The organism is Rothia sp. HMSC071B01 (genome assembly GCF_001808945.1).
Lineage (GTDB): Bacteria > Actinomycetota > Actinomycetes > Actinomycetales > Micrococcaceae > Rothia.
Window position 1 is genome coordinate 398,167 of record NZ_KV795070.1, and the last position, 25,609, is coordinate 423,775.

Genomic DNA, 25,609 nt, shown 5'->3' on the forward strand with positions numbered 1-25,609 from the left:
CGGGCGTTGCCTGGAGCCCCCGCAGTGCACTCACCAGGCTACTCACTGTGCCCGATACCCACCCAGTACCCGCACCGAGTAGCCGCCGATTAGGACGAACAGCTAAAGGAGCTACCGTGTCCACCCACGAATCTGCAGATCAGGCAGGAACCCCCCAGTACGGCACCGCCCACAGTGCAGCCAGCGCGGCACCGCACTACTCGGCTGCTTTCGGGTCGACCTCCCTGCCCGGCAGTCAGCCCGTCAGCGCGCAGGAGTATGACGCCGTGCTGCGTCGACTCTCCGCGGCGGAGGCAACCCGCGACAATATGAGCCGACAGATTCGTGGTGCGGGGGAGAAGAACCGCAAGCTCGTTGAGGCAATCACCAGCATGCGCTACCAGGTGGAGCGTCTGCGCGCGTCCCTGTCGCAGAACGTTATGCCGCCGCTGAATTCCGCGATTGTGCTGGCGGTGCATGAGGGTCAGACCATGACCTACGAGCAGGTCGCGGACGATAAGACTCCCGCCGAGATTGACACCTACCTTGATGTTCAGATGAGCGGCCGTATGATGCGTATTCCCGTGTCCCCGCTCATTGACCTGTCCACACTGACCCCCGGCATGACCGTGCTGCTCAACGACAAGACGGAGGCGGTGCTCGCCCTAGACACCGAACCCTTCGGTGACGTGGTGACCGTGCGTGAGGTGCTGGATGAGCAGCGCGTGCTGGTTGATACGTCCTCGGGTGCTCAGCAGGTGGCGCGTGTGGCTGGTTCCCTCGACATTGAGCAGCTACGCACCGGTGACGCGGTCACGCTCGACACGCGCACCCGCATGCTGACCTCGCAGGTGCCCGCCTCCCGTTCGCAGGAGCTGGTTCTGGAAGAGATCCCGGATGTCACCTACGAGCAGATTGGTGGCCTGGGCGCGCAGATTGAGCAGATCCGCGACGCGGTGGAGCTGCCGTACCTGCACCCCGAGATTTTTGAGCGCTACCACCTGGCGCCGCCCAAGGGCATTCTGCTGTACGGTCCTCCCGGTAACGGTAAGACCATGATTGCTAAGGCTGTGGCGAACTCCCTGGCGGCTCGTGCGGCTGCGCTGAACCCGGGTTCGGCTACTCGCGGCTACTTCTTGAACATTAAGGGCCCCGAGCTACTCGATAAGTTCGTTGGTGAGACGGAGCGTCAGATTCGCGATATTTTCGTTGCCGCCCGTGAGAAGGCGGAGGCGGGGCACCCGGTCGTCGTGTTCTTTGACGAGATGGAGTCGCTGTTCCGTATGCGCGGTTCGGGTCGTTCCTCCGATATTGAGACGACCATCGTGCCGCAGCTGCTTGCCGAAATTGACGGTGTGGAGTCGCTGCAGAACGTCATCGTTATTGGCGCGACCAACCGTGAAGACCTCATTGATGCCGCGGTGATGCGCCCGGGCCGACTCGACCTGAAGATTCGCATTAACCGCCCGGACGCCCCCGGTGCGGCAGAGATTTTCGGTCTGTACCTGACCGAGGACCTGCCCCTGGACGCGGCGGAGGTGGCAGCCGCCGGTTCGACCCGCGCCGCCCTGACCGCGATGATTGCGGCGGCGGCAGGTCAGCTGTACGCGCGCACCCCCTCCACGGCGTACGCTGTGGCGACCGTGGATTCTTCCATGGTTGTTGGTTCTGGTGCGAGCGCGAATCTGTCCACGCACACGCTGTATCGTGGCGATTTCGCTTCGGGTGCGGTGATTCGCAATATTGTGGACCGCGCGAAGAAGGCCGCGATTAAGGAGCAGCTGCAGGCGCTGACCGCCGGTGCGGACGCTTCGAGCGTTGGTATTGGTACCCGCCACCTGCTGGAGGCGGTGCGCGCCGAGTTTGAGGATCAGGTGGACTTGCCGCCGCTGCCCGATATTGAGGATGCGCTCACCGTTGCCGGTGTGCGTGGCCGCCTGGTGTCGGTGGAGCCGCCGCGCTAAGCCGCGCGCCCAGCCCACACCTCGCGCTTATCCCGCATCAACCCAGCATTACCGCAGGTCCAAAGCCTTTAGATGGTATAGAACTTTTCAGGAGAACCCCATGAACTCCACCCCCAGCTACGGCGTGCACCGCATTATGGGTGCCGAAACCGAGTACGGCGTCATCGCCCCCTCCGCGCCGGGCACCAACCCGACCGTGCTGTCGGCACTGGTGGTCAACACCTACGCCAAGCTCGCCTTCCGCCGCGGCGCCGCCTTCCGCGAGGAGTTGCAGCGCCGCGCCCTGGCGGATGAGCTGACCGCCGAGCAGGCACGCCAGGCAGAGAACTACTCGACCGCCACCCCCGAGGGTCAGTGGCTGGGTGAGTCTGAGTCGCCGCTGCGTGACGCGTTCGGTCAGGTGCAGGACGCCTCCACCGCCCACTCGAGCCAGATGACGCACACCCGCACCGAGCTGACCAGCGAAGATATCGCCCTGGAGATTATGCGTGAGGCGGGTGTGCAGGCACTGGGTGAGCCCGCCGAGCCGCGTAGCGCCCTGGATGCGCTCGCCGGTGTGCACGGCCGCGGTGGTTTCCCGGAGCGTCTGGACTGGGACCGCGTGACCATGAACGCGATTCTGCCCAATGGCGCGCGCCTGTATGTGGATCATGCGCATCCGGAGTATTCGTCGCCGGAGGTTCTGACCCCCGCCGACGCGGTGCTCTATGACGCTGCCGGTGACGCGCTGGCGTACGAGTCGCTGGTGGAGCTGGGCAATCACGCGCAGGATTTGCCGCAGGTGAAGCTGTACAAGAACAACACCGACTCGAAGGGCCAGTCATACGGCGCCCACGAAAACTACCTGATCAGCCGTGATGTTCCGTTCGAGCAGGTTGCGGATGCGCTCCTGCCGTTCTTTGCGACCCGCGCGATTTTTACGGGTGCGGGCCGTGTGGGTATTGGTACGCACGGTGAGGTTCCGGGTTTTCAGATTAGTTCGCGTGCTGATTTCTTTGAGCGCACGATTGGTCTGGAGACCACGATTCGCCGTCCGATTGTGAATACGCGCGATGAGCCGCATGCGGACGAGTCGAAGTACCGCCGCCTGCACGTGATTCCGGCGGATGCGAACCTGTCGCACTATTCGAACCTGTTGAAGTTTGGTACGGCGGCGCTGGTGATGAACCTGATTGAGTCGCACAGCGAGCAGGCTCCGGTATTGCCGGGTGTGCGCCTGTCCGATCCGGTGGCGGCGATGCACGCGGTCAGCCACGATTTGTCGCTGTCGGTTCAGCTGCCGCTGGCGCCGTCTTCGGCGACTCTGCCGAACCCGGTGTCCACGAGTGGTTCGGCGAGTGCCCTGCAGATTCAGCGCGCCTACTATGAGGCCTCCCGTGCGCATGAGGAGTCGAACCCGGCGGGTGTGGATGCTGCGACCGCGCAGATTCTTGACCTGTGGGGCGAGGTTCTGGACGCCCTGGAAACCAACCCGCTCTCGCTGGCGGATCGTCTGGATTGGGTGGCGAAGTATGCGCTGGTGCGCGGTTATGTCGCTCAGGGCGTAGATTATGCGAATCCGAAGTTGAAGGCTTTGGATTTGCAGTACGCTGATATTGACCCGTCGAAGAGCCTGTATCACCGTCTGGTGTCTCGTGGCCGCATGCGCACGCTGTTCTCTGCTCAGCAGATTGAGCGTGCGACGACTGAGCCGCCGCGTGAGACGCGCGCGTTTTTGCGTGGCACGTTGATGGCGCGTTGGCCGGAGGAGATTCTGGGTATTAACTGGGATACGGTGTCCTGCCGTGGCAGGTATTCGAAGGATCTGACTCGTTTTACGATGATGGAGCCGACCCGGTACGGTGCCGCCCAGGTGGAGCCGCTACTGGACGAGGTGAACCATTCGGATGAGTTGCTGAACCGCCTGCGCTAGGGCGCGGGGCAGTGTCGGGGTTTGGGCCCGCCGCGGGGGGTTTCAGCCCCAAACCCACACGAACTCACATTCTTCTCCGGGGCGAATACCCCCATTCGGAAGAGTAAAAACCACATAACCCACAGGTAGGGTGCAGGAGAATCTGGGTACCAAAACCCTTACACCCCGCACCCGACCCCACTAAAAACTTATTTGTCCACAACCGAAAACCCTTTGAGGAGAGAACCATGAGCCGCGAACGCATCAGCGCACAACAGACCGAAACCACCGCAGCCGAGCAGGAGCAGGAACTGACCCTCGCCGCCTCCCACGTTGTCTCTGACGTGAGCGAGGTCGACGACCTGCTCGACGAAATTGACGGCCTGCTCGCTGAGAACGCTGAAGACTTCGTCACCGGCTTCGTCCAGAAGGGCGGCGAGTAACCGGCGCACCTGCGTGCCGGGTCAGCATCATGGAACACCGTATTTTCGGCATTGAAAGCGAATTCGGGCTCAGCTACGTCCCGCATGGGCTCGGTCGGCTGAGTATCGAAGAGTCCGCCGCCGCCCTTTTCAAGCCCGTCCTGGATCAGTGGCGTTCAACGAACGTCTTCCTGCCCAACGGCGGTAGGCTCTACCTTGACGTGGGTTCGCACCCCGAGTATGCCTCCGCCGAATGCGGCAGCATTGACGAACTACTCGCGCAGGAACGCGCCGGTGAGCTGCTGTTCGCTGATCTGGCGCGTACCGCCCGCAAGCGCCTGCTCGCAGGTTCGGAGGGCCGCCCCCTCGACGGTGAACTGTACCTGTTCAAGAACAACGTGGATTCGGCGGGCAACTCCTACGGCAGCCACGAGAACTACCTGATCAGCCGCAAACTGCAGTTCAACGACCTGATTGCCCAGCTCGTGCCGTTCCTGGTGACTCGCCAGATTCTGGTTGGTGCCGGTAAGACCCACCCGAATGGCGGTCCGGTGCCCGGTTCGACCGACCCGGCGTCCAGCACGGGTGTTCCGTCGTATTCGTTCTCGCAGCGTGCCGACCATATTTGGGAGGCGGCATCCACCTCAACCTCGCGCGCTCGCCCGCTCATTAACACCCGCGACGAGCCGCACGCGGACGCTTCGAAGTTCCGCCGCATGCACGTCATTAATGGTGATTCGAACATGGCGGAGCCGACGACCCTGCTGAAGATTGCCAGCACCGACCTGGTGCTGCGCATGCTGGAGGACCGCTTCCCGGTCACGAGCCTGGATATTGTGTCTGTTCCGGCAGCTCTGCGCGCTATCAGCCACGATCTGACCGGCACCGCAACCTTCGAAACCACGGACGGTAAGCACTACACGGCGTTGAGCGTTCAGCGCCACTACCTGGATGCGGCACGCCAGTACGTGCAGCAGTACGGCGCGCACCACCGTCACGTGGAATACGCCCTGGACCTGTGGCAACGCACCCTGGACGCTATCGAGTCCGGCGACTACAGCAGCATTGACACGGAGATTGACTGGGCGATTAAGAAGAAGCTTCTGGATGCGTATATTGCCCGCGCCCGCGCGGCTGGTCAGCCTGCCGATTATGCGGGCGCCCGCATCCGTCAGCTGGATTTGGCGTACCACGACATCGACCCGGAGCGTAGTGTCTTCCATGCGCTGGTTCGTCGCGGTGCTGTCAAGCGCATCTTGCCCGAGGGTGCTGCGGAGGCGGCGAAGACTCAGCCGCCGAACACTCGCGCTCTGCAGCGTTCGCGTTTCATTAATGCGGCGGTTGCGGCGGGGGAGCAGTTCACCGTGGATTGGGTGCATTTGAAGCTCAACGCCTACCCGCAGCACACGCTGGTGTGTAAGGACCCGTTTGCTACCGGTAGCGAGGAGCTGGAGGAGGTGCTGACCCTGCTGGAGGGCAAGGCGCGTCAGCATCAGGAGGCGGCATTCCCGCCGCCCTGCTAAATAGCACCCCGCTAAAAGGCTCTGATGAGGGGAAACCCGCCGGCGGTCGGGGTTGTGGGCCTTCGGGAACACCCCGGTCGCGACACAGCCTGAACACAGCTACGTGCCGTAGCATAAAACAGCTAAACCTATACCTGTAAACTGTTCTGTGGCACACGGGCACTCACACGCCCCACTCTCACAGAAAACCCCAGAGGATAACACTATGACCAAACGCTCTAAGCTCACTATTTTCGGTGCCAGCGCGGCTGCTCTCGCGCTCGCCCTGTCCGCATGTGGCGCGCAGTCCAGCGGCGGCGACCTGTCTAAGGTGCAGTACACCCTGAAGAACGCGACCGCTGAGCCTGAGGCGTCCTTCGCGACTCCCTTCGCCGCTTCTAGCCCCTCCGCGTACGTGATTGAGGAAGGCAACGGCGACTCCATCAATGATGGTGACTACGTGCTCGTTGAGGCTGCCGTGTTCAACGGCACCGACGGCAAGCTTAACGGTTCCACTTACTCCAGCGAGCCGATTCTGCTGCCGATTAACGATCAGCTGAAGCAGGCTGCACCGCAGGTGTACGAAACCCTGAAGAAGATTAAGGTTGGCGGTTCTTTCTCGTACACCACCAACGTTCTGCAGCAGCGCAGCACTGCGGGTGTGACCACCACGACCGCTTCGCCCGGCGCCGCAACCAACGTTGAGGTGTACACCGTGAAGACGAAGCTGCCCAAGTACGCAACCGGTAAGGCTGTTGAGGCTGACCCGTCGCTGCCGTCCTTCACTCTGGATGAGTCCACCGGCAAGGCTGAAATCAAGCTGCCCGATAACAAGCCGGAGGTCACCGAGCTGACCGCTAAGACCCTCATTGAGGGCGAGGGCGCCGAGGTCAAGGAAACCGATACCGTGTACGTGCGTTACATTGGCGTGCAGTACTCCGACGGTAAGGTCGTCGACGGCAACTATGACGCCGCCACCCCGATGGGCATCTCCCTGCAGGGCGTTATCAAGGGCTGGACTCAGGGTCTGAAGGGCAAGAAGGTCGGCTCTCGTGTTGAGCTGGTCATCCCGGCGGACCTGGCGTACGGTAACGACACCGGCGGTTCCAAGCCTTCCGGCTCCCTCGTGTTCGTGGTTGATATTCTGGGTGCGGAGGAGAACCCGCAGACCCTGCAGCGTGCCCAGGCGGCTTCTAGCGCAGCTGCTGCGGAGGCGTCCGCTTCGGCAACCGCAGACGCTTCTGCGACCCCGGCAGCGTCTGCTTCGGCTACCGCACAGTAGCCCGGCGCCCACATTTTTATATAGTGTTTTATACAGCGCTCGCCGCTTATCCTGTATGGGCGGCGAGCGCACCCACTATTTCGATTCATTTCGAACCAATCAAAGGAGACACCCATGTCTTTCGGTCAGCGTAACCTCGACCGCGAAAAGCCCGAAATCGATTTCCCCGAGGGCGACGCCCCCACCGAGCTGGTCATCACCGACCTGATTGAGGGCGCAGGCGCTGAGGTTGTTCCCGGCTCCCGCGTGCTCACCCACTACGTTGGTGTTGCATTCTCCACCGGTGAAGAGTTTGACGCTTCTTGGAACCGCGGCGAGCCGCTGCCGTTCCAGGTGGGCGTTGGCCAGGTTATCCGCGGCTGGGATGAGGGTCTGCTCGGCATGAAGGTCGGCGGCCGTCGTCGCCTGGAGATTCCCGCCGACATGGCGTATGGTGACCGCGGCGCTGGTTCGGTCATTAAGCCCGGCGAGTCCCTGATTTTCGTGGTGGACCTGCTGGACGTCCGCTAAGGACTAGCCAGGTTCTCGCGTTTTTCGCGCTTCTCACGTAAGACGCGCAGAGACGCGTAGCCCGGTGCTTTCTCCCGATTGTGGGAGGGGCGCCGGGCTTTTGCGTACCCGTACGCTGAGTAAGTGCCGCGGAACACACACGGTATGATGGAATCATGTCCACCGCAGCTCAGCTTTACATGACTCTTCACCGCCTCTCCACCGCCGCCGAGGCACCCGACGCCGCAACCCGAACCCAGGGCATCAGCCGCAACGAGCTACTGACCCTGCTCGGTATTAGCACTCGCGCTAACGGCTCCCTCAGCGAGGCCCAGGAACGCGCCTTTGAACGAGCCAAGCAGACCCTGCGTGATGCCGGCGCGCGCATCACCCACGTGACCACAGATCTGGGGGAGCGCTACCGCCTCGAAACCAGCAACGCCGCACAGCTACCCGCCTGGAACCCCACCGCCGAGGAGTTCCGCCTCATCAACACCATCCTGCGCGGCTGGGAAGGCACCGAACTGCAGGATGACGCCTACCGCATCCTGCGTAAGATTGCGCTCACCAGCGAGAACCTCACCGACGAGGCGCTCACCGCCGCGAAGATCCTGGACCCGAAGACCGGCAAGCGTCAGCGCGCGAAGAACCTGCACACCTACCGCGAGCCTCTTCAGCGCATTTACTTTAGCGACAACCCGCACCTGAATGAGCTGTTCACTGCCTATGCGGAGCGTAAGACGGTCACGTTCACCTATCAGACGGCTGCCGGGGCGACCCGCACGCAGGAGAAGGTCAGCGTTGCCGGTATTGGGTACCGTTACGGCACCTGGTATTTTGTCGGCTACTACACTGAGAGCTCGGAGCGTAAGGAGTACACGTTCCGTGCCAGCCGTATTCAGAAGCTCACGATGCTCTCACGTATCGATTCGACCCCCATCAACGCGACGTTCAACGCCAAGAACTGGCTTGAAGACATTAAGGGCTACGAAGAGAGCCTAATCGTTGCCGAGGTCAACGCCGATTCCACAGTCTCGGAGCCCTTCACCGTGCCCTCGTACGGCACGATTGATAGCGCCGTGGCGGCGACCAGCTACAGTTGCGTGATCGAGCCGCCCGAGGAATCGGAGGATGCCTCTACCCGTCAGCGTGACAGCTACGCCGCCCAGCAGCAGCTGTTGCGCACCCTCACCGACCTGCACAGTGGCGCGGTCGAAGACCCCGGCACCTGGGCAGATATCAACCAGCGCAACCGTAACAACTCCCTCGACGACCTTGTGGACCTGCTCCTGGGTCTGCACCGTGCCGACCGCTGGGCGAGCGCCCACGATGAGGCGCCCATGCCGTTGAACCAGCTCAACGCCCTCTACAGCGTGGACACCGAGAAGAACCGTGCCCTCGGCAAAACCATTGCCGAGATTTTCGCACAGGTAGACACCGTGCCCTTCGAGTCTGACCCCAAGGACCCGGACGCGCTCAAGCCCACCTACATTAACCTGCTACCGGACTTTGACGGCGCCACCCCGAACACGCTGCTGAACTACGCGCGCCTTACTGACACTGAGCTCGCCATTCTCGTCTTTACCCTCTCTGCCGCAGATATTCTGCACCCGGCGGATGCGCGTCTGGGCAGTATCCGTGCGGCGCTCGCCGCCGCGTACCCGAACGCGCCCGTTTATGCGCAGCACCTGTGCTTCGCCCCGGAGGAGCCTCTGCTGCAGGAGGCGACTGCCGCCTTGAGTAGCGGCAACGCCGTGACCATTGGGTACGGTACCTCTGAGCGTGCCGCTGATCGCCTGGTGGACCCGTATGCTTTGGTGTTGCACCGCGACCACATGTACCTGCATGCGTGGTGCCGTACCGCTGAGGAACGTTACTATGCCGCGCGCGGTGAGGAAGTCCCCGAGTATGTACCCGAGGCTTTTGCTCACGCAGCCACCAGCGAGACTGCCGACAGCCAGGCGGGGGAGAAGGAACCCAACTTCTGGCGTAACTTCCGCCTCACCCGCATCAACCACATTCACGAGGCGGGCGCGGGACGTACCCACCCGGTCACCGGTGACACCGTCCCGCATTGGCACGCGCAGCAGCACAGCACTCAGACCAACCCGTTCGCTGAGTTGCGGATTCACCCGACCGAGCACATTCCCAGCGGTGAACCGCTCGATACTCTCACCGCAACGTACATGCGCCGCAGCACCCACCACGTGAAGAAGGCTTCACGCACCCAGTACGTGCGCATCCACTACTACAACAACGCCCACGGTGCTGGCGATAAGAACATCCTCGACACCGTCATTGCGCACCGAGGTGCCCTCGAGCTCGTCGGTCCTGCGCACCTGCGCGCGGCGCTGCTTGAGCAGTTGCAGACCCTCAACGCGAGCAGCCGCAGGGGTGCGCCCGCAGGTGTGCCCGCAGAAAAATAGAACTTCACCCACAAGCAAAAACGCCCTAAAAACCCTTCCAAGGCGCCAAAACATTAACCTAAAACTTGTATAATGGTGCTCATGTCTTGGTGGTTCTGGATTTTGCTATGGGGCGCGCTCATCATCTGCTCGCTCCTCTATTTGGCATGGTTCACCTACAAAGCACTCACTCGCGGTTTCACACTCCTTGACGAAACCGTAACCTGGGTCGAGTCAATCGAGGGACAATTCGACGCAGCGCAAGCGAACGCGAGCCGAAAACTCCCGCGAGACACCACCCTCGGGGTATTCACACCCATCACTGAGGCATACAATAACTACGAACAAGGTAAGCAGACACGCAGGTCTGAGCGGATCAAGCGACGGGTCTCCCGACGAGATCGACTCGGCCAACCTCAAAACATCGGAGACCTGCTCTAACAGAAAGGCACACCACCATGGGCCAGATTTTCAGCCACCCCGCGACCATCATCGTCGTTATCCTCCTCATCGTCCTGCTCTTCGGCGCACCCAAGCTGCCCGGCATGGCACGCAGCCTCGGCCAGTCCATGCGCATCTTCAAGACCGAAGTTGAGGGCCTGAAGAACGACTCCAAGAAGGACCCCCGCGAGAAGGACGGCGAAGAGGTCGTCACCGCTGAGGTCGTAGACAACGGCAAGGACGGCAAGACCGAAACCAAGTAACGGTCCCGCCCCAACGCACCAAACCCGTGCCAGCCCACCGGCCGGCACGGGTTTTGCGGCACCACCCCATAAACACCCCACCAGACCCCCTCAGCCGAATCACACACGGCACCGACACCCAGAGGACACCACGTGGCAACACCCGACCAGGACGTGCGCAACCGCAAAATCAATCCTGAAGCACGCATGGAACTCAAGGAACACCTGCGCGAATTCCGCGACCGCCTCATCAAAGCGGCTATCGCAACCATCATCGCAGCCATCATCGGTACGGTCTTCCTCTACCAGCCTTTCATCGAAATGATCTCTGCGCCCCTGCAGCAGATCAACGCAGAAACCGGCCGCAACGCAAACCTGAACTACGGTAGCGTCGCATCTCCTTTCGACCAGCTGCTGAAGGTCGGTATGTACATCGGCTTGGTGATCGCCTCTCCCGTCTGGCTCTACCAGGCACTGCGATTCCTGCTGCCGGCACTGCACACCAAGGAGAAGAAGTATCTCTTCGGCTTCCTCACCGCATCTATTTTCGCGTTTGCCTGCGGTGTCGCCATTTCGTACTTCACCCTCCCCGGCGTGGTCTACGCGCTGCTGAAGTTCACCCCCGTCAACGAAAGTAACTACATTGACGCTGGCGTGTACATCTCCTTCATCCTGAAGTTCGTCGTTACGTTCTCCTGCGCCTTCATCATCCCCGTGATTCTGGTCGGCATTAACATGCTGGGCCTGATTCGCGGTAAGACCATCCTGAAGTCTTGGCGTTGGGTTGTTGTGCTCGTTGCGGTTATCGCAGCGCTGACTGCACCCGGTAGCGACATCATGATGATGTTCGTGCTCATGGCGCCGCTGCTGATTTTCTTCTTCGCAGCAATCCTCATCTGCATGATCAATGACAAGCGCCGCGACCGCAAGCTTGCCAAGCTGGCGCAGGGTTCGGATGAAGCAAGCCTGAACACCGCAACCAGCAGTGAAGACCTGGCGAAGATGGGTTACTTCGAGGAAGAGAAGACTTCCTAAATTGAATAGCTCGCTTTGAGCAACCTAGCCGAAAGGGGCGGGGTACAGAGAACCTGTACCTCGCCCCTTTCGCATGTTCCGCAAAAGCGTCTCGAGGCGCACAGACGAAGAGGCGCACGGACGAATTTTTACAACGCCTGCCGGTACATCCCGGCAGAAACTGAGCATAAATTGCGCCGAAACCGCGCAGCCGATGCGCTCGCTGTTCGCCCATACCGGATTAGTGCCCGTGCAGGATGCTTTCTGAAGGCTCGCGGCGGGTGAACCGTTACACTGGACATACTATGAGCAAGCACCACGCACAGCACACATCCGACGCACACACTTCTAACGCTTCTAACGCACAGACCCCGGCGGAGCAGACCGGCACCGACTATGCTGCCGCCTACGCCGCATCCCGAGAGCGCGCCGCATACGCGAAGACTGCCCTCGGGGCTTTTGAGGCGTCCCTTGATTTTCCGCTGGATGATTTTCAGCGTCAGGCGTGTGCCGCCGTGGAGGCGGACCGCTCCGTCCTCGTTGCCGCGCCTACGGGTGCCGGTAAGACCATTGTGGGTGAGTTCGGTATCTACCTGGCGTTGCGCCGCGGCATGAAGGCGTTCTACACGACCCCCATTAAGGCGCTGAGCAACCAGAAGTACCACGACTTTGTGCGCGCGTACGGTGAGGATTACGTGGGTCTGCTGACCGGCGATACGAGCATTAACACGGAAGCACCCGTGGTCGTGATGACCACCGAGGTGCTGCGCAACATGCTCTACGCCAACTCGACCACGCTGACCGGCCTGGGCTATGTGGTCATGGATGAGGTGCACTACCTGGCGGACCGTTTCCGTGGCGCGGTGTGGGAAGAGGCGATTATTCACCTTCCCGAGCACGTGAACGTCATTTCCCTGTCGGCTACGGTGTCAAACGTTGAGGAGTTCGGCGCGTGGCTGGATACGGTGCGCGGCGGCACGGACATTATCGTTTCCGAGCACCGCCCGGTACCCCTGTGGCAGCACATGATGGTCGGTCACCGCGTGGTGGACCTGTTCGTACCCGAAGACAACTCCGCACAGGGCAAAAACCACACCCAGGGCAAGAACCAGGAGCCGGAGGAGAAGCTCTCCCGCAAGCAGGCGAAGAAGGCACAGAAAGCTAAGCAGCGCGGCGCAACCGTAGAGGCGGGCGCCAACCCTCTGCTTGCCGGTCTGCGCCTGAACCCGCAGCTGAAGGCGCTACGCCCCGGCTTCCGTTCGAGCCCGGGCCGCGGACGCTACGGCGGCAAGCGTGAACGTTTCCGTCACCGCCGTGAAGGCTGGCTCAATGAGACGTTCAGCAGCGGCGAGCGCGGCCGCTCGGACCGTCGTGACCGTTTCAGCAATGATCGTTTCAGCAACGACCGGGACTTTGATGCGCGCGGTGAGCAGAAGCCTCTGCGTCCGCAGCGTATCACCCGCCCGGAGATGGTGCGCGCCCTCGACAAGCAGGGCCTGCTGCCCGCTATCTGCTTTATCTTCTCCCGTGCCGGTTGCGACGGCGCGGTCAGCCACTGCGTATCCGCCGATATTACGCTGACCACCCCCGAACAGCAGCAGACAATCCGCGCCTACATTGCGGAAGCAACCGCTCACCTGGACACCCGCGACCTGAACACCCTCGGCTACTACGAATGGCGTGACGGCCTGATTCGCGGTATCGCCGCGCACCACGCCGGCCTGCTACCCCTGTTCAAGGAGGTTGTAGAAACCCTCTTCGCCCAGGGCCTGATTAAGCTGGTCTTCGCCACCGAAACCCTCGCACTGGGCATCAACATGCCCGCCCGCACCGTCATCCTGGAAAAGCTGACCAAGTACAACGGCGAATCCCACGTGGACATCACCCCCGGCGAGTACACCCAGCTGACCGGACGCGCAGGCCGCCGCGGCATCGACATCGAAGGCCACGCCGTCGTCATGTGGCGCCCCGGCATGTCCCCAGAACACGTAGCAACCCTCGCCTCAACCCGCACCTACCCGCTAAACTCCTCATTCCGCCCCACCTACAACATGGCGGCAAACCTCATCGCCTCCTACGGCGCCGAACGCACCCGCAAAATCCTGGAATCCTCCTTCGCACAGTTCCAGGCAGACAAATCGGTCGTCGGCGTCGCCTCCCGCGTACGCAAAAACGAAAGCGCCCTAGAAGGCTACCGCGAAGCCATGGCATGCCACCTCGGCGACTTTACCGAATACGTACAGCTCAGCCGCCAAATCGCCGAGCTGGAAAAGAAGGCATCCAAGAGCAACGAACGCCACGCCCGCGCGCAGGCACACCACAGCATCCAACAGCTACTACCCGGCGACATCATCTACATTCCGCACGGCCGCTCCCGCGGCTACGCAGTCGTCATCACCCGCTCCGATTCGCACGCCGACCCGCGCATCGGCATCGTCACCGAGGACGCACACCAGCGCACCGCCTCAACCCGCGATTTCGAAGGCGCCGTCGAACCGGTCTCACGCATCAAAATCCCCAAGCGCCTAAGCCTCAAAACCGCCAAGGAACGCCGCGACACCGCAAGCCGCATGCGCCAGGCACTCTACGACGGCCGCGCCCCGCGTGCGCTCGCACAGCAGAACATCCCGGCTCGTCAGAACAGCATTGACGCGCAGCTGGAGGCTCTGCAGGCTCAGCTGCGTAACCACCCGTGCCACGGCTGCTCCGACCGCGCAAACCACATGCGTTGGGCTGAACGCTGGCAGAAGCTCAACTCTGAAACGGAAGGGTTGCGCCGTCAGATTGCCCGCCGCACCAACACGATCGCGCAGGTCTTCAACCGCATTGCGCGCCTGCTGGAAAGCTACGGCTACGTCGAGCGAGCCGAAGACGGCGAATTGTCGCTAACCACCGGCGGCCAGGCGCTACGCCGCATCTACGGCGAGCGCGACCTGCTGACCGCCCTGTGCCTCGACGCGCACTTCCTCGACGGACTGGAGCCCGCCGCCATCGCGGCAACCGTCGCCGCACTAACCTACCAGGGCAAGCGCGACGCCGTGGAATACCTGGCTCACTACCCGCACCCGTCCCTGCGCGCACCCATCGCGACGATTACGCAGCGCCTCGCCGACCTGAACGCAGCCGAGGAACAGTTCAAAGTCAACCCGACCCCCACATGCGACTTCGGTCTGGTCGAACCCATGTACGCCTGGGCGAACGGTGCGCACCTCGCAAAGGCAATCGAGGACACCGGCCTTGCCGCTGGCGACTTCGTACGCTGGGCTAAGCAGGTACTGGACGCACTGGACCAGATCGCCCATATCCGATCCCTGGACCCGGTCATCCGTGCCCGCTGTGAAGAAGCCATCGAGGCGGTACGCCGCGGCGTAGTCGCACTCGACGTCTAACCCGCGCCTAGCGCCACATCCCGCCCGACCAGCTCGGGCCACCACCCCCGCAACTGTGCATTATTCTGCATCATCTAAGTTCCGCCTCATCTAAGGACGAACGAACTACCACAGGCAGCGGGGGTGCTTCTATACTCAAATGAGACGCTCAGCTAAGCTACACGAGCACAATTGAAGTGCCCGCCCTCGTATGCGCCTCGGCGCGCCTCAAAGGTGAAAGGAATCTAATGTCTACCCGTATTTTCGTAGATGGTAGCGTGTACAGCCCGGTCGACCCGTACGCAACCGCAATGCTCGTCGAAGACGGCTTCGTCCGCTGGGTTGGTTCCGACTCCGGGGCGCGTTCAATTGCCGACGAATCAGCCACCATCACCGAACTCGACGGCGCCCTGCTAACCCCCGCCTTTGCGCGCGCACTAGCACCGGTAGCAGGCAAAGAAGCACCCGAAATCCTCGACTACCTGCAGGCATACCGCGCAGCCGGCTACCACACCCACACCCTACTCGCCAGCATGGAAGACGTACCCGACCTCGTCTCCGCACTCAGCTACTACAGCGCCGAACACGGTACACCCGACATCCGCCTCATCCTTAACGCCACCGGCGTAGAAACCGACGAACTCATCAGCGCCATCAAGGCACTACGCCCCCTCACCGAAGGCGAACGCGCCATCAAGGGCCTGCAGCTAGTCGGCATCTTTGTCACACCCACCGAAGCCCCCGAAGCAGCACAGGTAGCCGAAGACGCCGCCCTCCTGCTCTCCATCGACGCATCCACCAGCTTTGCCAACGCCGCCGACGCCGCGCTCGCCGTACGCGAGAGCCGCCCCTGGCTCTCCACCCGCCTCGACGCAGCAATCAGCACCCCGCAAGACCCCATCACCGACGAACACCTCACCCAGCTGGCAGAAGCACGCATCAACCTCGGCCTGAGCGTCTGCGAACCCGAAGAAGACGAAGCCGCCAACGACACCGTCCAAGCACTCCTAGCACACGCCGGGGGAGAAGCACGTGAGTCCGTCGCCTCAGTCGCACGCCGCGCAAACGCAGCCGGCACCTCCATCGCGCTGGGCTCTGATGCTCAGCTGTACGCACCCGGCGCCTGGTCCCTCATCCGCGAACTCGTCAACGACGAATACGGCATCTCCGCACGCAGCGCCTTCGCCGCCCTCACCCGCGGCGTATACCGCCTAGCCCACGAAGAAAACCCCTTCACCGGCCAGTTCGCACCCGACACCCCCGCATTCGTAGCACAGTGGCGCGTAGAAGCCCTCATGGTCCAGGCACCCGACTCCCGCGTAGCATCGTGGAGTACCGACCCTCGTGCTCGCATTCCGCTGCTTCCGGTGTTGGATGAAGATTCGCCTCTGCCCATCCTGGAATCTATTTACACTGAAAGTAACTAATTTTTAGCTTGTCAGAGGCTTTTTAAGGGGTTTCAACCCCTCAATAATTCATTGATTTGAATGTTTACCCGGTATACTGGACATCTACCGGTCAGTTTTATATACACCTGTGAGGGAGTAATATGCGCGTTCTAACTGTCATCCCGACGTATAACGAGAAGGAGAACCTACCCATCGTGGTAGAGCGTCTTCGTAAGGCAGCTCCCGAGGTGGACATTCTCGTGGTGGATGATAACAGCCCCGACGGCACCGGCCAGATTGCTGATGAGCTGTCGGCTAAGGATTCCCAGATTCACGTTCTGCACCGCACCGTTAAGGACGGCCTGGGTGGCGCGTACCTCGCTGGCTTCGATTGGGGCCTTGAGGCAGGCTACGACATTCTGATTGAGATGGATGCTGACTGCTCGCACCAGCCTGAGCAGCTTCCTTCTCTGGTTCGTGCCGTGGAGGCAGGCGCTGACCTGGCTATTGGTTCGCGTTATGTTCCCGGTGGCAAGACCAAGAACTGGCCGGCGCACCGTCAGATTCTCTCTCGCGGCGCTAACCTGTACACCCGCCTGATTCTGGGTACCTCCGTTAAGGACATTACCGCTGGTTTCCGCGCGTACCGTCGTGAGGCTCTGCAGCGTCTGAACCTGGACGGTATTGACTCTAAGGGCTACGTATTCCAGGTGGATTTGGCATGGCGTTCTGAGCAGGCCGGTCTGAATATTGTCGAGGTTCCGATTACTTTCGTTGAGCGTGAGATTGGCGCTTCGAAGATGGACGGCAACATTATCTTTGACTCCATGTCTAAGGTGACTCGCTGGGGCATGACTAACCGCATTCAGAAGCTGAAGAAGGCTCTGGGCAAGTAAGACTTCTTGCTCAGACGCTTCTCGCACCTGAGATTTATACGAAAGGACCGGGGGCGGATACATAATGTATCCGCCCCCGGTCCTTTCACTTTCTGTAGCGCTCTATCCTGGCTCACGTGCCAACGGGAAGCCCCTACCAAAACAAGAAGCCCGCCTCAGAGCACGGGTGGCTCTTAGCGGGCTTCTACAGCGTTTCTACGGCATGTCTACGGTGCTTTTAGAGCGCGTAGTGCTTGCGGTAGTATTCCAGGCGGTCTTCCAGGGTCTTTTCCAGCTCTTCGATGCTACGGCGTTCCATGAGCATGTCCCAGTGGGTACGTGCGGGCTTCTCTTCTTCGGCGTCTGCGGTAGAGTCGCCGTTGACGAGGTATGCTTCCTTGCCGGACTTTGCGGTCCATACCGAGGGGATTTCTGCCTCTGCCGCGAAGGTCACGAAAACGCGGTCACCGTCAGCGGTACGGTATTCGACGCGCTGGCGGGGCGCGGGCTGTACGTTCGATTCGGTTTCCATCGACTGGGAACCCAGGCGCATACCGCGCAGGCTACGATCGCTCATTTTTCCTCCAGTGTCGTCGGGTGCGCCTTGTGGCGCTTTAGGCATAACGTTGGGCGGGGGAGAGCTATTCCCTCGAACGTTTACAAAACATCCATTATATCGGTAATAGTCTCCACCCGCCCAGCGTGGTGGTGTTTATTCGGCGTGATTTTTGGTGATTCACGCCTTTTTATGCGTTAGATTTCGCGTTTAGCCGTTGATGCCGTAGCTTCCGGGTGCCTGCGGTGCGCTCTTGGGTGCCTCCGCTGCGGGCTTCTTCGGAGCATCTGCCAGGTTGGATGCGGGCAGGGTGCCGAATGCGTTGCCCAGGCCGCGCAGTGCATCGCCGAGTTCGGTCGGGATGAACCAGAGTTTGTTGGCGTCGCCTTCGGCGAGCTTGGGCAGGGTCTGCAGGTACTGGTAGGTGAGCAGCTGCTGGCTGGGGTTGGATTCGTGGATTGCTGCGAAGACCTTCTGCACGGCTTCTGCTTCACCGTTTGCGCGCAGGATTGCGGACTGTGCGTCACCTTCTGCACGAAGGATCTGTGCCTGCTTTTCACCCTCTGCACGCAGGATGGCTGCGCGGGATTCACCTTCTGCGGTCAGAATGTCGGACTGCTTCTGGCCTTCTGCGGTGAGGATTGCGGCACGGCGGTCACGCTCTGCACGCATCTGCTTCTCCATGGAGTCTTGGATGGATACCGGGGGCTGGATTTCCTTGATGTCCACGCGGGAGACGCGCAGGCCCCAGCGGCCGGTGGTGGAGTCGAGTACGCCTCGCAGTTCAGCGTTGATCTGGTCGCGGGAGGTGAGGGTCTGCTCCAGGTTCAGGCCACCGACGACGTTACGCAGGGTTGCGCTGGTCAGCTCGTCCACGGCGCGAATGTAGTTGGTGATTTCGTAGGTTGCCGAGCGCGGGTCGGTGACCTGGAAGTACACGACGGTGTCGATACCGACCACGAGGTTATCTTCGGTGATCACGGACTGCGAGGGGAAGGAAACGACCTGTTCACGCAGGTCAATCAGGGGCAGCACGCGGTCAACCACGGGGATGACGATGTGCAGGCCGGGGTTGAGAACGGCGTGGAACTTACCCAGTCGTTCAACGATGCCGGCTCGTCCCTGCGGGATGACGCGCACGGTCTTTGCGAGCATCGTCAGCACGAAGAGGATGAGTAGGACCGTCAAAATAAGGCTGATAGGCATTGTTTCTCCTTATCGGTGAGTTATATGGTGTGTTCTAGGGCTTGGCATTTGGAGCCGGTATTCAGATGGGTCTTAGTTTGTTGGTCTTAGTCGTGGGGGAGAGGCTCTACGATTGCGGTAGCACCCTCAATGGCTCGTACCCTCGCGTGTGATCCTGCTACGAGCGTTCCGGAGGCGGTGCGCGCCGTCCAGGTGTCACCAGCTAGCACCACCAAACCGGTTTCACTAGTCACATCTTGAGTGACGCGCACCTCAGTACCAACGAGTGCTTCAGCATTAGTGACAGCTCCGGTGGCTGATTTATTGAGCTTTTTCAGCAGCGGCGGGCGCAGACCAAGAACCAGAATCAGGCAGATCACCACGAAAATAACGGTTCGAATCAGCATGTTATCCACAAAGGGCGATATTGCTGCGGTGATGCCTGCGCTAATCGCCAGCATGAGAAAGAACAGGTCGAGGCTGAGCATTTCTATGACGGCGAAAACGAGGGCGAGTGCAACCCAGAGTGTCCAGGGTGTCTCAAAGAGCCAATCCACGAGTTTTCTCCTTTGGTGTACATCAACCGGCGTGGTTGACGTTGAATCTGCACACGAGGCGACAGCACCTTCGTGATGCGGGGTATATCCATTATTTCAGGTGGATTGAGTGCTGGCGACAGTTCTGGCGACCGGGTGAGGTTAATACATGAACTGTTAAGACTTTATTTAGATACGGGGAATCTTGGGTTCACTCCAGACCTCCCTAAAAAGCCGATAATATACATTATGTAAAGTAGACCTATTTTTCACTACCCCACCGACGGTTCACCGGTGCTTTCGATACTCTGGCTGGCACGGGTCGGTCGAGCCTGCGCTCCTCGTGGTGCGACTACGCTGTCCTCGTCCGCTGTTCTACGTTCCGGGCACCTCGGCTTTCTCGACGCTCAGCTACACGCTCGAACTCTCTACGCCGCTCACATCTCCTCGTCGTTCCGTTAAGCGACAGGCACCCGAGACCCCGCACCCTTCGGTGCACTCTGTTCGTCTCGGGTGCCTGCTATCTATCGATTTCTAGAGGATTTCTAGAGCTTTCGACCCCCAGAGCTCCTAGCCCTTCTCAGCTCGGCTTCTGAAATCAGCCCCGAGGCTCTCGCCTCTGGCTACTGATTCCCTAGCCCTCCGCGTGCTTTTCGCTGAACTCTACCCAGGCGTTGAGCACTCGCTCCGCTGCACCGGATGCAATGGACTCGCGCGCATCGGCCAGGGCCTGAGTGAAGCGCGTCTCAAAGCTCTCACCGTTGGTCGGGCGGTAGGCCACCAGGCCTGCGGCCGCGTTGATGAGCACGGCGTCGTGAATAGCGCGCAGCGGGCTCTTCGGGGACTCCCCCTCCCCCGCCAAAATGGCGCGGAACACACCCGCGTTGTACTCGGCGTCGCCGCCTCGCAGCTGCTCCAGCGGTGCGTTCTGCAGGCCGTACTCGGTCGGGTCAAAACGGTACTCGGTCAGTTTGCCGTCTACAGCCTCCCACAGGCGGCTCGTGGTGGCGATGGTCAGCTCGTCCAGGCCGTCGTCTCCGCGGAAAATCAGGGCGTGATCGCCGCGCTCGGCGAAGACGTGAGCCATCTTCTCAGCCATGACCGGGTTTGCCACGCCAATTGCCGAGGACTTCACGCGGGCCGGGTTGGTCATGGGGCCCAGGTAGTTGAACGCGGTCGGAATACCCAGCAGGCGGCGGGTCGGGCCCACGTGGCGCATGGCCGGGTGGAAGGTCATGGCAAACAGGAACGTGATGCCGGTCTCGCGAGCGCACTCGGCGACGGCGGGAATGGGCATGTCGAGGCGGATTCCGAGGGCTTCGAGGACGTCTGCGGAGCCGGATTTGGAGGTGGAGGCGCGGTTGCCGTGCTTGACGACGGTTGCACCGGCTCCTGCGATGACGAGGGCGGCCATGGTGGAGATGTTGACGGTGTTTTGCTGGTCGCCGCCGGTGCCGACGATGTCTACGGCGTGGGGGTCGATGTCGACGGTCTCGGCTTTGGCGATCATGCCGGCTGCGAGCGCGCCGAGTTCTTCGGGGGTTTCGCCCTTGGAGTGGAGGGCGGTGAGGAAGGATGCGAGGATTGGCTGTTCGGTTTGGCCGGTCATGATTTGGTCCATGGCCCAGGCGACTTCGGTGTCGCTGAGGTTCTGGTGCTTAATCAGTTGGTTGAGGATGTATTTCCAGGTGATTTCGTGCGTAGTCATGTTTTAAGTGTAAAACCCCCGTCGCGTATCTGCACGGTTGGGTGCAGTATGCGAGACGGGGGTTTACTAGGCGTGATGTACCTTGGTGGTGCTTAGCGCCGGGGTGTCTTCGGTTTAGTGGAAGGAGTCACCGCATGCGCAGGAGCCTGCTGCGTTGGGGTTGTCGATGGAGAAGCCCTGCTTTTCGATGGTGTCTTCGAAGTCGATGGTGGAGCCGTCGAGGTAGGGTGCGCTCATCTTGTCGACAATGACTTCTACGCCGTCGAAGTCGCGGACTGCGTCGCCGTCGAGGACGCGCTCGTCGAAGTAGAGCTGGTAGATGAGGCCGGAGCAGCCGCCGGGCTGGACGGCGATGCGCAGGCGCAGGTCGGTGCGGCCTTCCTGTTCGAGGAGGGTGCGGACCTTGGTCTGTGCTACTTCGGTGAGGTTGACGCCGTGGGTCGGCAGTTCGATGGTGGTTGCACTCATTGGTGTTGTCCTTTTGTTTTGTTGGTTGCCCGTGTGCGTCGCGTGTGCGTCGCGTGTGGGTGTTTTAGCCTTCACGATACGCCCCTGAGTGTTTGATGCACAACCTAGGGTGTGCATAGTTCGCCGGGGGCGTGAGTGTTGGCGTGGAGGCTTGACAAGTAATTCTGCTTCTAGGATACCGAAAAAGTGGGGGTTGGGGTTTGTGACCCTTCTCCCCCACTTTTTGTGGATGTTCCTAGCGAGCGCGTTTAGCGAGCGCCGAGTGCGCTGAGCAGTAGCGCCTCCGCGAGGATTGCGTTCTTGAAGTCCGGAATGTAGAGGGACTCGTTGGCGCTGTGTGCGCGGGTATCGGGGTCTTCTACGCCGGTGACGAGGATCTGTGCCTGCGGGAAGACGTCCTTCAGGTCGGAGATGAACGGGATGGAGCCGCCCATGCCGGTCTGTACGGGTTCGACGTCCCAGGCGGCGCGCATTGCGTCGAGGGCGGTCTGTGCGCCGTCTGCGTCGACTTCGGTGGCGAAGGGCATGCCGGAGTCGACGGCGGTGTAGTTCGCCTGGGCGCCGTGGGGTGCGTGTGCCTTGATGTGTTCGGCGAGTGCGCGGTGTGCGTTTTCGGGGTTGTCGCCGGGTGCTAGGCGGGTGCTGATGCGTGCGCGGGATACGACGGCGAGGGTGTTGGAGGAGGTTGCGATGGAGGGGATGTCCATGCCGATGACGGAGATTGCCGGCTGGGTCCACAGGCGGGAGGCAACGCTACCGGTGCCTGCCAGGGGTACGGTGTCGAGGATACCGGAGTCGTTGCGGAAGTCTGCTTCGGCGTATTCGAGTTCGGGTTCGGGTGCGCGGTGCAGGCCTTCGACGGCTACGGCGCCGGTGGCGTCGTGCAGGGTGGCAATGAGCTGTGCCATGAGGGTGTGGGCGTCGAGCATGGGGCCGCCGAACATGCCGGAGTGGATGGCGTGGCTGCCGACGCGCACCTCGATGTCGCCGGATGCGACGCCGCGCAGGCTGGTGGTCAGTGCGGGTACGCCGGCGCGCCAGTTGGCGGAGTCTGCGACCACGATGTAGTCGGCGGACAGTTCCTCACGGTAGGTGTTGAGGAAGGAGACGAAGGAGGGCGAGCCTGCCTCTTCTTCGCCTTCGATGAAGAGCTTCACACCGAGCTTGAAGTCCTCGCCGAGAGTTTCGTTGAGGGCTGCGAGCGCGGCGAGGTGCACGAGGATGCCTGCTTTGTCGTCTGCTGCGCCGCGGCCGTAGAGGCGGTCGCCCTTGCGGGTTGCGACGAAGGGGTCGGTGTCCCACAGGTCGAGGTCGCCGGCGGGCTGCACGTCGTGGTGGGCGTAGAGCAGGATGGTCGGGTAGCCTTCTGCGGCGGGGCGGGAGGCGATGACGGCGGGCATGCCCTGCTTTTCGGTGCCGTCTGCGGTGGTGTAGGTGGCGCGTTCGATGCGTACGTTGTCGAAGCCTGCCCTGGTTGCGAGCGCGGCGACTGCCTCGGCGCTGCGGTCTACCTGGGTGAGGTCGTGCGATTCCCAGGCGATGGAGGGAATGGCGACGAGCTCGGTGAGGGTCTGCAGGGTTGCTTCGAAGTTTTTGGTGACGGCGTCGCTGAGGGCGCTGTGGTGGGTGAATTCAGTAGTCATGTTTCTACCTTACCCCCACCTTGACCCTGCCTTGCCCCTAACCGCCGGGTGGTTGGGGTTGTTTCAGTTGCTGGTGTGGGCTTGTGGGGGCGGGTTTGGTGTGTGCCGTTCGGGTATGATGGGAGGGTGTTTGGTCGTAAGAAAGAGAAGGCTGAAGCGGAAGCTGTTCAGCCGCAGGTTGTAGAGGAGCCTCAGGCTCCGGTTAATCCGAAGTTCACCCCGAAGAAGGGCCGTCCTACTCCTTCGCGTAAGGAGCAGCAGGCGGCTCGTCGTCAGCCTCTGGTTGTTAATGACCGTAAGGAGGCGAAGGCTCGTGAACGTGAGGCGATGGCGAAGGCTCGTGAGCGTCAGAATGATGCGTTGATGGGTGGCGATCAGCGTTACCTGCCCGCCGTGGATCGTGGTGCGCAGCGCCGTTATATCCGTGACTACATTGATGCCCGCCGCAATATTGGTGACGTCATGTTGTGGGTCATGCTGGTGGTCTTGATTATCTCTCTGTTCATCCCTGGTTTCCTCGGTACTGCTGAAGCTGCGGAGGGTTTCCAGCGTATTAGCTCGTACATTCTTTGGGCTCTGATACTTCTGTGGATTGGTGATTCCTGGATTATGTGGCGTGGCCTGAAGAAAAAGCTGATTGCGAAGTTCGGCGAGATGGAGCCTCGCTCCGGCATGTACACGTTTAACCGTGTGACGGTTCCTCGTCGTATGCGCCGCCCGGTTCCGATGGTGAAGTACGGCGAGTACCCGCGCTAAGTCGTTAGTGCCTTATAGGTGCTTGGGGAGAGGTCCTGAAGGTTCAGGCCTCTCCCCTATTTTTATGTTCTTACGCGAGGACGTATAACCGTGGCTAGACGCCGGTACGGTTAGGCTTCGATTCGGGAGTAGAGGATCTGCCATCTGCCGTCACGGTGTTCGAGGGCGAATGTGTAGATTTCTTCTTCCTTGTCGCTGCTCCAGGTTTCTTGGCGGCCGTCGGGTTCCACTTCGGTGTGTTTGTCCCATTCGTGGCTGGTTTTCAGGTAGTAGGTTCGGCCGTCGTCGCTCCAGGGTATGCCTTCGGGTTCGAAGTGTTCGATGCCGTCGATGACCCATCCGCCGCGCTGGTAGAGCGCTTCTATTTCGCGATAAATTTTGAGTTCTCCGTCGTTTGATGAGGAGAGGAATTCGCGGGCTTTGCTGTAGTCGCCGGTTTGGACGCCGTAGTTGATCCACTGGTTCCAGGCGTCCATGGTTTTGAGGATGCCGTCGGGGGTCTTTGCGCGGTATCCGTTTTCGGGGGCGTTGGGTTTGGGGACGTTCTGGGCGGGGCCTTTGGCGTCTGCTTTGCGGTATTCGCCGTTACCGGCATTGTTGCCGGTGCTGTTGCTTGAGCTGCTGTTGGTGGTAGGCGTGCCGGAGGCGGTGGATCCGTCTCCTGCAGTTGTGATGTCGTGCGGCACGCAGGCGGCGAGCAGGGTGCTGAGGCTGATGAGGGTGCCTCCGGTCAGCATTGAGCGGCGGTTCAGCGTGTTGGGGTTCATGGTTGCTCCTCCACGTGTTCGTAGTTCATGATCTCCCACTTAACACCATTATGCTTCAGCTCAAATTTAAAAGTGTTCTTAGTCTTGTCCTTATTTTCCCAACGGCGCCAGCTACCGTCGGACTCAACATAAGTCTCGTAATCCCACTCGCGGTACACCTTCCAGAAGTAGGTTTCACCATCTTCTGACCATGGGGCGCCTTCAGTTAGGAAATGGTCGACACCGCCGATGACCCATCCACCGCTTTTGTAAAGATCCTCAATGTCTGCGTAGGCGTTGAGCTCATTCTCGAAGGTTGGAGATACGAATTGGCGTGCCATGGTGAAATCACCAGTTTGAGTACCGTAGTTAGCCCATTGAGTCCAGGCATCCAGTGTCTTGCGCATGCCTTCGGGGGACTTTTCGTTGTAGCCGTCTCCAGGCACGTTGGGTTTAGGTACATTCTGGGCGTTACCGTGCTTGTCAGCTTTGCGGTATTCGCCGTCAGGTGCCTTCGAACCCCCGGAATAGCCTCGGACAGTAGACGGGGTTGCGGAGGAAGAATCGGTAGCCACCGCAGATGCGGAGGGGGTTTCAGTCAGCGCAGCGGTAGAGGTTGCCGAGGCACTCGCCTCATTATTTGCCTGCTGGCCACACGCCACAAGCAAAGCGGATGCACCAAAGAAAGTAACGCCACTCAACAATGCGCGGCGGCTCAACACATCAGAATCCTTCAAAAATTTCTTCAC

Annotated in this window: 21 protein-coding genes; 13 read left to right on the plus strand and 8 right to left on the minus strand. The window is 60.9% G+C overall.

Annotated features, from left to right (window positions below; genetic code table 11):
- Window positions 1–116: 116 nt before the first annotated feature.
- The 12 genes from arc (at window position 117) to HMPREF2527_RS03215 (ending at window position 17,283) form a co-directional block, all read left to right on the plus strand.
- On the plus strand, window positions 117–1,943 hold the full coding sequence (gene arc, locus HMPREF2527_RS03155) for a proteasome ATPase (RefSeq protein ID WP_070506281.1): 1,827 nt from the start codon (window positions 117–119) through the stop codon (window positions 1,941–1,943).
- Between the two features lie 100 nt (window positions 1,944–2,043).
- Window positions 2,044–3,855: a depupylase/deamidase Dop gene (dop, locus tag HMPREF2527_RS03160; protein ID WP_070506282.1), complete on the plus strand. Its 1,812-nt coding sequence runs from the start codon at window positions 2,044–2,046 to the stop codon at window positions 3,853–3,855.
- A 227-nt stretch (window positions 3,856–4,082) separates the two neighbouring features.
- Complete coding sequence (locus HMPREF2527_RS03165) at window positions 4,083–4,277, plus strand: ubiquitin-like protein Pup (protein WP_005506016.1); 195 nt, start codon at window positions 4,083–4,085, stop codon at window positions 4,275–4,277.
- A gap of 29 nt (window positions 4,278–4,306) precedes the next feature.
- Window positions 4,307–5,779 carry a Pup--protein ligase gene (pafA, locus tag HMPREF2527_RS03170; protein ID WP_070506284.1) on the plus strand — a complete coding sequence of 491 codons (1,473 nt, stop codon included), beginning with the start codon at window positions 4,307–4,309 and terminating at the stop codon, window positions 5,777–5,779.
- A gap of 205 nt (window positions 5,780–5,984) precedes the next feature.
- Window positions 5,985–7,040, plus strand: coding sequence for an FKBP-type peptidyl-prolyl cis-trans isomerase (locus HMPREF2527_RS03175; RefSeq protein WP_070506285.1), 1,056 nt, complete (start codon window positions 5,985–5,987; stop codon window positions 7,038–7,040).
- 114 nt (window positions 7,041–7,154) lie between these two features.
- The gene (locus HMPREF2527_RS03180; protein ID WP_005508667.1) at window positions 7,155–7,550 is read left to right on the plus strand and encodes an FKBP-type peptidyl-prolyl cis-trans isomerase; all 396 of its coding nucleotides are present in this window, start codon (window positions 7,155–7,157) and stop codon (window positions 7,548–7,550) included.
- A gap of 155 nt (window positions 7,551–7,705) precedes the next feature.
- Window positions 7,706–9,955: a WYL domain-containing transcriptional regulator gene (locus HMPREF2527_RS03185; protein ID WP_070506287.1), complete on the plus strand. Its 2,250-nt coding sequence runs from the start codon at window positions 7,706–7,708 to the stop codon at window positions 9,953–9,955.
- Window positions 9,956–10,392: 437 nt separating this feature from the next.
- On the plus strand, window positions 10,393–10,638 hold the full coding sequence (gene tatA / locus HMPREF2527_RS03195) for a Sec-independent protein translocase subunit TatA (protein WP_005506024.1): 246 nt from the start codon (window positions 10,393–10,395) through the stop codon (window positions 10,636–10,638).
- A 132-nt stretch (window positions 10,639–10,770) separates the two neighbouring features.
- Window positions 10,771–11,652, plus strand: a complete 882-nt coding sequence (gene tatC, locus HMPREF2527_RS03200) for a twin-arginine translocase subunit TatC (RefSeq protein ID WP_070506288.1) — start codon at window positions 10,771–10,773, stop codon at window positions 11,650–11,652.
- A 284-nt stretch (window positions 11,653–11,936) separates the two neighbouring features.
- Window positions 11,937–15,020 carry a DEAD/DEAH box helicase gene (locus tag HMPREF2527_RS03205; RefSeq protein ID WP_070506289.1) on the plus strand — a complete coding sequence of 1,028 codons (3,084 nt, stop codon included), beginning with the start codon at window positions 11,937–11,939 and terminating at the stop codon, window positions 15,018–15,020.
- Between the two features lie 227 nt (window positions 15,021–15,247).
- Window positions 15,248–16,426 carry an amidohydrolase gene (locus HMPREF2527_RS03210; RefSeq protein ID WP_070506291.1) on the plus strand — a complete coding sequence of 393 codons (1,179 nt, stop codon included), beginning with the start codon at window positions 15,248–15,250 and terminating at the stop codon, window positions 16,424–16,426.
- Window positions 16,427–16,548: 122 nt separating this feature from the next.
- Window positions 16,549–17,283, plus strand: coding sequence for a polyprenol monophosphomannose synthase (locus HMPREF2527_RS03215; RefSeq protein ID WP_070506292.1), 735 nt, complete (start codon window positions 16,549–16,551; stop codon window positions 17,281–17,283).
- A 217-nt stretch (window positions 17,284–17,500) separates the two neighbouring features.
- Here HMPREF2527_RS03215 and HMPREF2527_RS03220 read toward each other — a convergent pair whose 3' ends face one another.
- The 6 genes from HMPREF2527_RS03220 to HMPREF2527_RS03245 all read right to left on the minus strand — a co-directional run bounded on the left by HMPREF2527_RS03220 (window position 17,501) and on the right by HMPREF2527_RS03245 (window position 23,358).
- Complete coding sequence (locus HMPREF2527_RS03220; protein ID WP_005506034.1) at window positions 17,501–17,839, minus strand: RNA polymerase-binding protein RbpA; 339 nt, start codon at window positions 17,837–17,839, stop codon at window positions 17,501–17,503.
- Between the two features lie 189 nt (window positions 17,840–18,028).
- Window positions 18,029–19,024, minus strand: coding sequence for an SPFH domain-containing protein (locus tag HMPREF2527_RS03225; protein ID WP_049347635.1), 996 nt, complete (start codon window positions 19,022–19,024; stop codon window positions 18,029–18,031).
- A gap of 86 nt (window positions 19,025–19,110) precedes the next feature.
- The gene (locus tag HMPREF2527_RS03230; RefSeq protein ID WP_070506293.1) at window positions 19,111–19,560 is read right to left on the minus strand and encodes an NfeD family protein; all 450 of its coding nucleotides are present in this window, start codon (window positions 19,558–19,560) and stop codon (window positions 19,111–19,113) included.
- Between the two features lie 613 nt (window positions 19,561–20,173).
- Window positions 20,174–21,247 (minus strand): anthranilate phosphoribosyltransferase, encoded by a 1,074-nt coding sequence (gene trpD, locus HMPREF2527_RS03235; protein ID WP_070506294.1) that lies wholly within the window; start codon window positions 21,245–21,247, stop codon window positions 20,174–20,176.
- A gap of 114 nt (window positions 21,248–21,361) precedes the next feature.
- Window positions 21,362–21,715, minus strand: a complete 354-nt coding sequence (locus HMPREF2527_RS03240) for a HesB/IscA family protein (RefSeq protein ID WP_044150446.1) — start codon at window positions 21,713–21,715, stop codon at window positions 21,362–21,364.
- Between the two features lie 248 nt (window positions 21,716–21,963).
- The gene (locus HMPREF2527_RS03245) at window positions 21,964–23,358 is read right to left on the minus strand and encodes a M20/M25/M40 family metallo-hydrolase (RefSeq protein WP_070506296.1); all 1,395 of its coding nucleotides are present in this window, start codon (window positions 23,356–23,358) and stop codon (window positions 21,964–21,966) included.
- 126 nt (window positions 23,359–23,484) lie between these two features.
- Between HMPREF2527_RS03245 and HMPREF2527_RS03250 the strand changes: the two genes are divergently transcribed.
- On the plus strand, window positions 23,485–24,114 hold the full coding sequence (locus HMPREF2527_RS03250; RefSeq protein ID WP_070506297.1) for a DUF3043 domain-containing protein: 630 nt from the start codon (window positions 23,485–23,487) through the stop codon (window positions 24,112–24,114).
- A gap of 110 nt (window positions 24,115–24,224) precedes the next feature.
- Here the strand turns inward: HMPREF2527_RS03250 and HMPREF2527_RS03255 are convergent, their stop codons facing one another.
- Window positions 24,225–24,881, minus strand: a complete 657-nt coding sequence (locus HMPREF2527_RS03255; RefSeq protein WP_070506299.1) for a DUF6318 family protein — start codon at window positions 24,879–24,881, stop codon at window positions 24,225–24,227.
- The gene (locus HMPREF2527_RS03260) at window positions 24,878–25,609 is read right to left on the minus strand and encodes a DUF6318 family protein (RefSeq protein ID WP_246824756.1); all 732 of its coding nucleotides are present in this window, start codon (window positions 25,607–25,609) and stop codon (window positions 24,878–24,880) included. The genes HMPREF2527_RS03255 and HMPREF2527_RS03260 overlap by 4 nt, the downstream gene beginning before the upstream one ends.

Coding starts and splice junctions, on each gene's coding strand:
- dop (WP_070506282.1), top strand. CDS start 2,044: ATGAACTCCACCCCCAGCTACGGCGTGCACCGCATTATGGGTGCCGAA.
- HMPREF2527_RS03165 (WP_005506016.1), top strand. CDS start 4,083: ATGAGCCGCGAACGCATCAGCGCACAACAGACCGAAACCACCGCAGCC.
- pafA (WP_070506284.1), top strand. CDS start 4,307: ATGGAACACCGTATTTTCGGCATTGAAAGCGAATTCGGGCTCAGCTAC.
- HMPREF2527_RS03175 (WP_070506285.1), top strand. CDS start 5,985: ATGACCAAACGCTCTAAGCTCACTATTTTCGGTGCCAGCGCGGCTGCT.
- HMPREF2527_RS03180 (WP_005508667.1), top strand. CDS start 7,155: ATGTCTTTCGGTCAGCGTAACCTCGACCGCGAAAAGCCCGAAATCGAT.
- HMPREF2527_RS03185 (WP_070506287.1), top strand. CDS start 7,706: ATGTCCACCGCAGCTCAGCTTTACATGACTCTTCACCGCCTCTCCACC.
- tatA (WP_005506024.1), top strand. CDS start 10,393: ATGGGCCAGATTTTCAGCCACCCCGCGACCATCATCGTCGTTATCCTC.
- HMPREF2527_RS03205 (WP_070506289.1), top strand. CDS start 11,937: ATGAGCAAGCACCACGCACAGCACACATCCGACGCACACACTTCTAAC.
- HMPREF2527_RS03210 (WP_070506291.1), top strand. CDS start 15,248: ATGTCTACCCGTATTTTCGTAGATGGTAGCGTGTACAGCCCGGTCGAC.
- HMPREF2527_RS03215 (WP_070506292.1), top strand. CDS start 16,549: ATGCGCGTTCTAACTGTCATCCCGACGTATAACGAGAAGGAGAACCTA.
- HMPREF2527_RS03220 (WP_005506034.1), bottom strand. CDS start 17,839: ATGAGCGATCGTAGCCTGCGCGGTATGCGCCTGGGTTCCCAGTCGATG.
- HMPREF2527_RS03225 (WP_049347635.1), bottom strand. CDS start 19,024: ATGCCTATCAGCCTTATTTTGACGGTCCTACTCATCCTCTTCGTGCTG.
- trpD (WP_070506294.1), bottom strand. CDS start 21,247: ATGACTACGCACGAAATCACCTGGAAATACATCCTCAACCAACTGATT.
- HMPREF2527_RS03240 (WP_044150446.1), bottom strand. CDS start 21,715: ATGAGTGCAACCACCATCGAACTGCCGACCCACGGCGTCAACCTCACC.
- HMPREF2527_RS03245 (WP_070506296.1), bottom strand. CDS start 23,358: ATGACTACTGAATTCACCCACCACAGCGCCCTCAGCGACGCCGTCACC.
- HMPREF2527_RS03255 (WP_070506299.1), bottom strand. CDS start 24,881: ATGAACCCCAACACGCTGAACCGCCGCTCAATGCTGACCGGAGGCACC.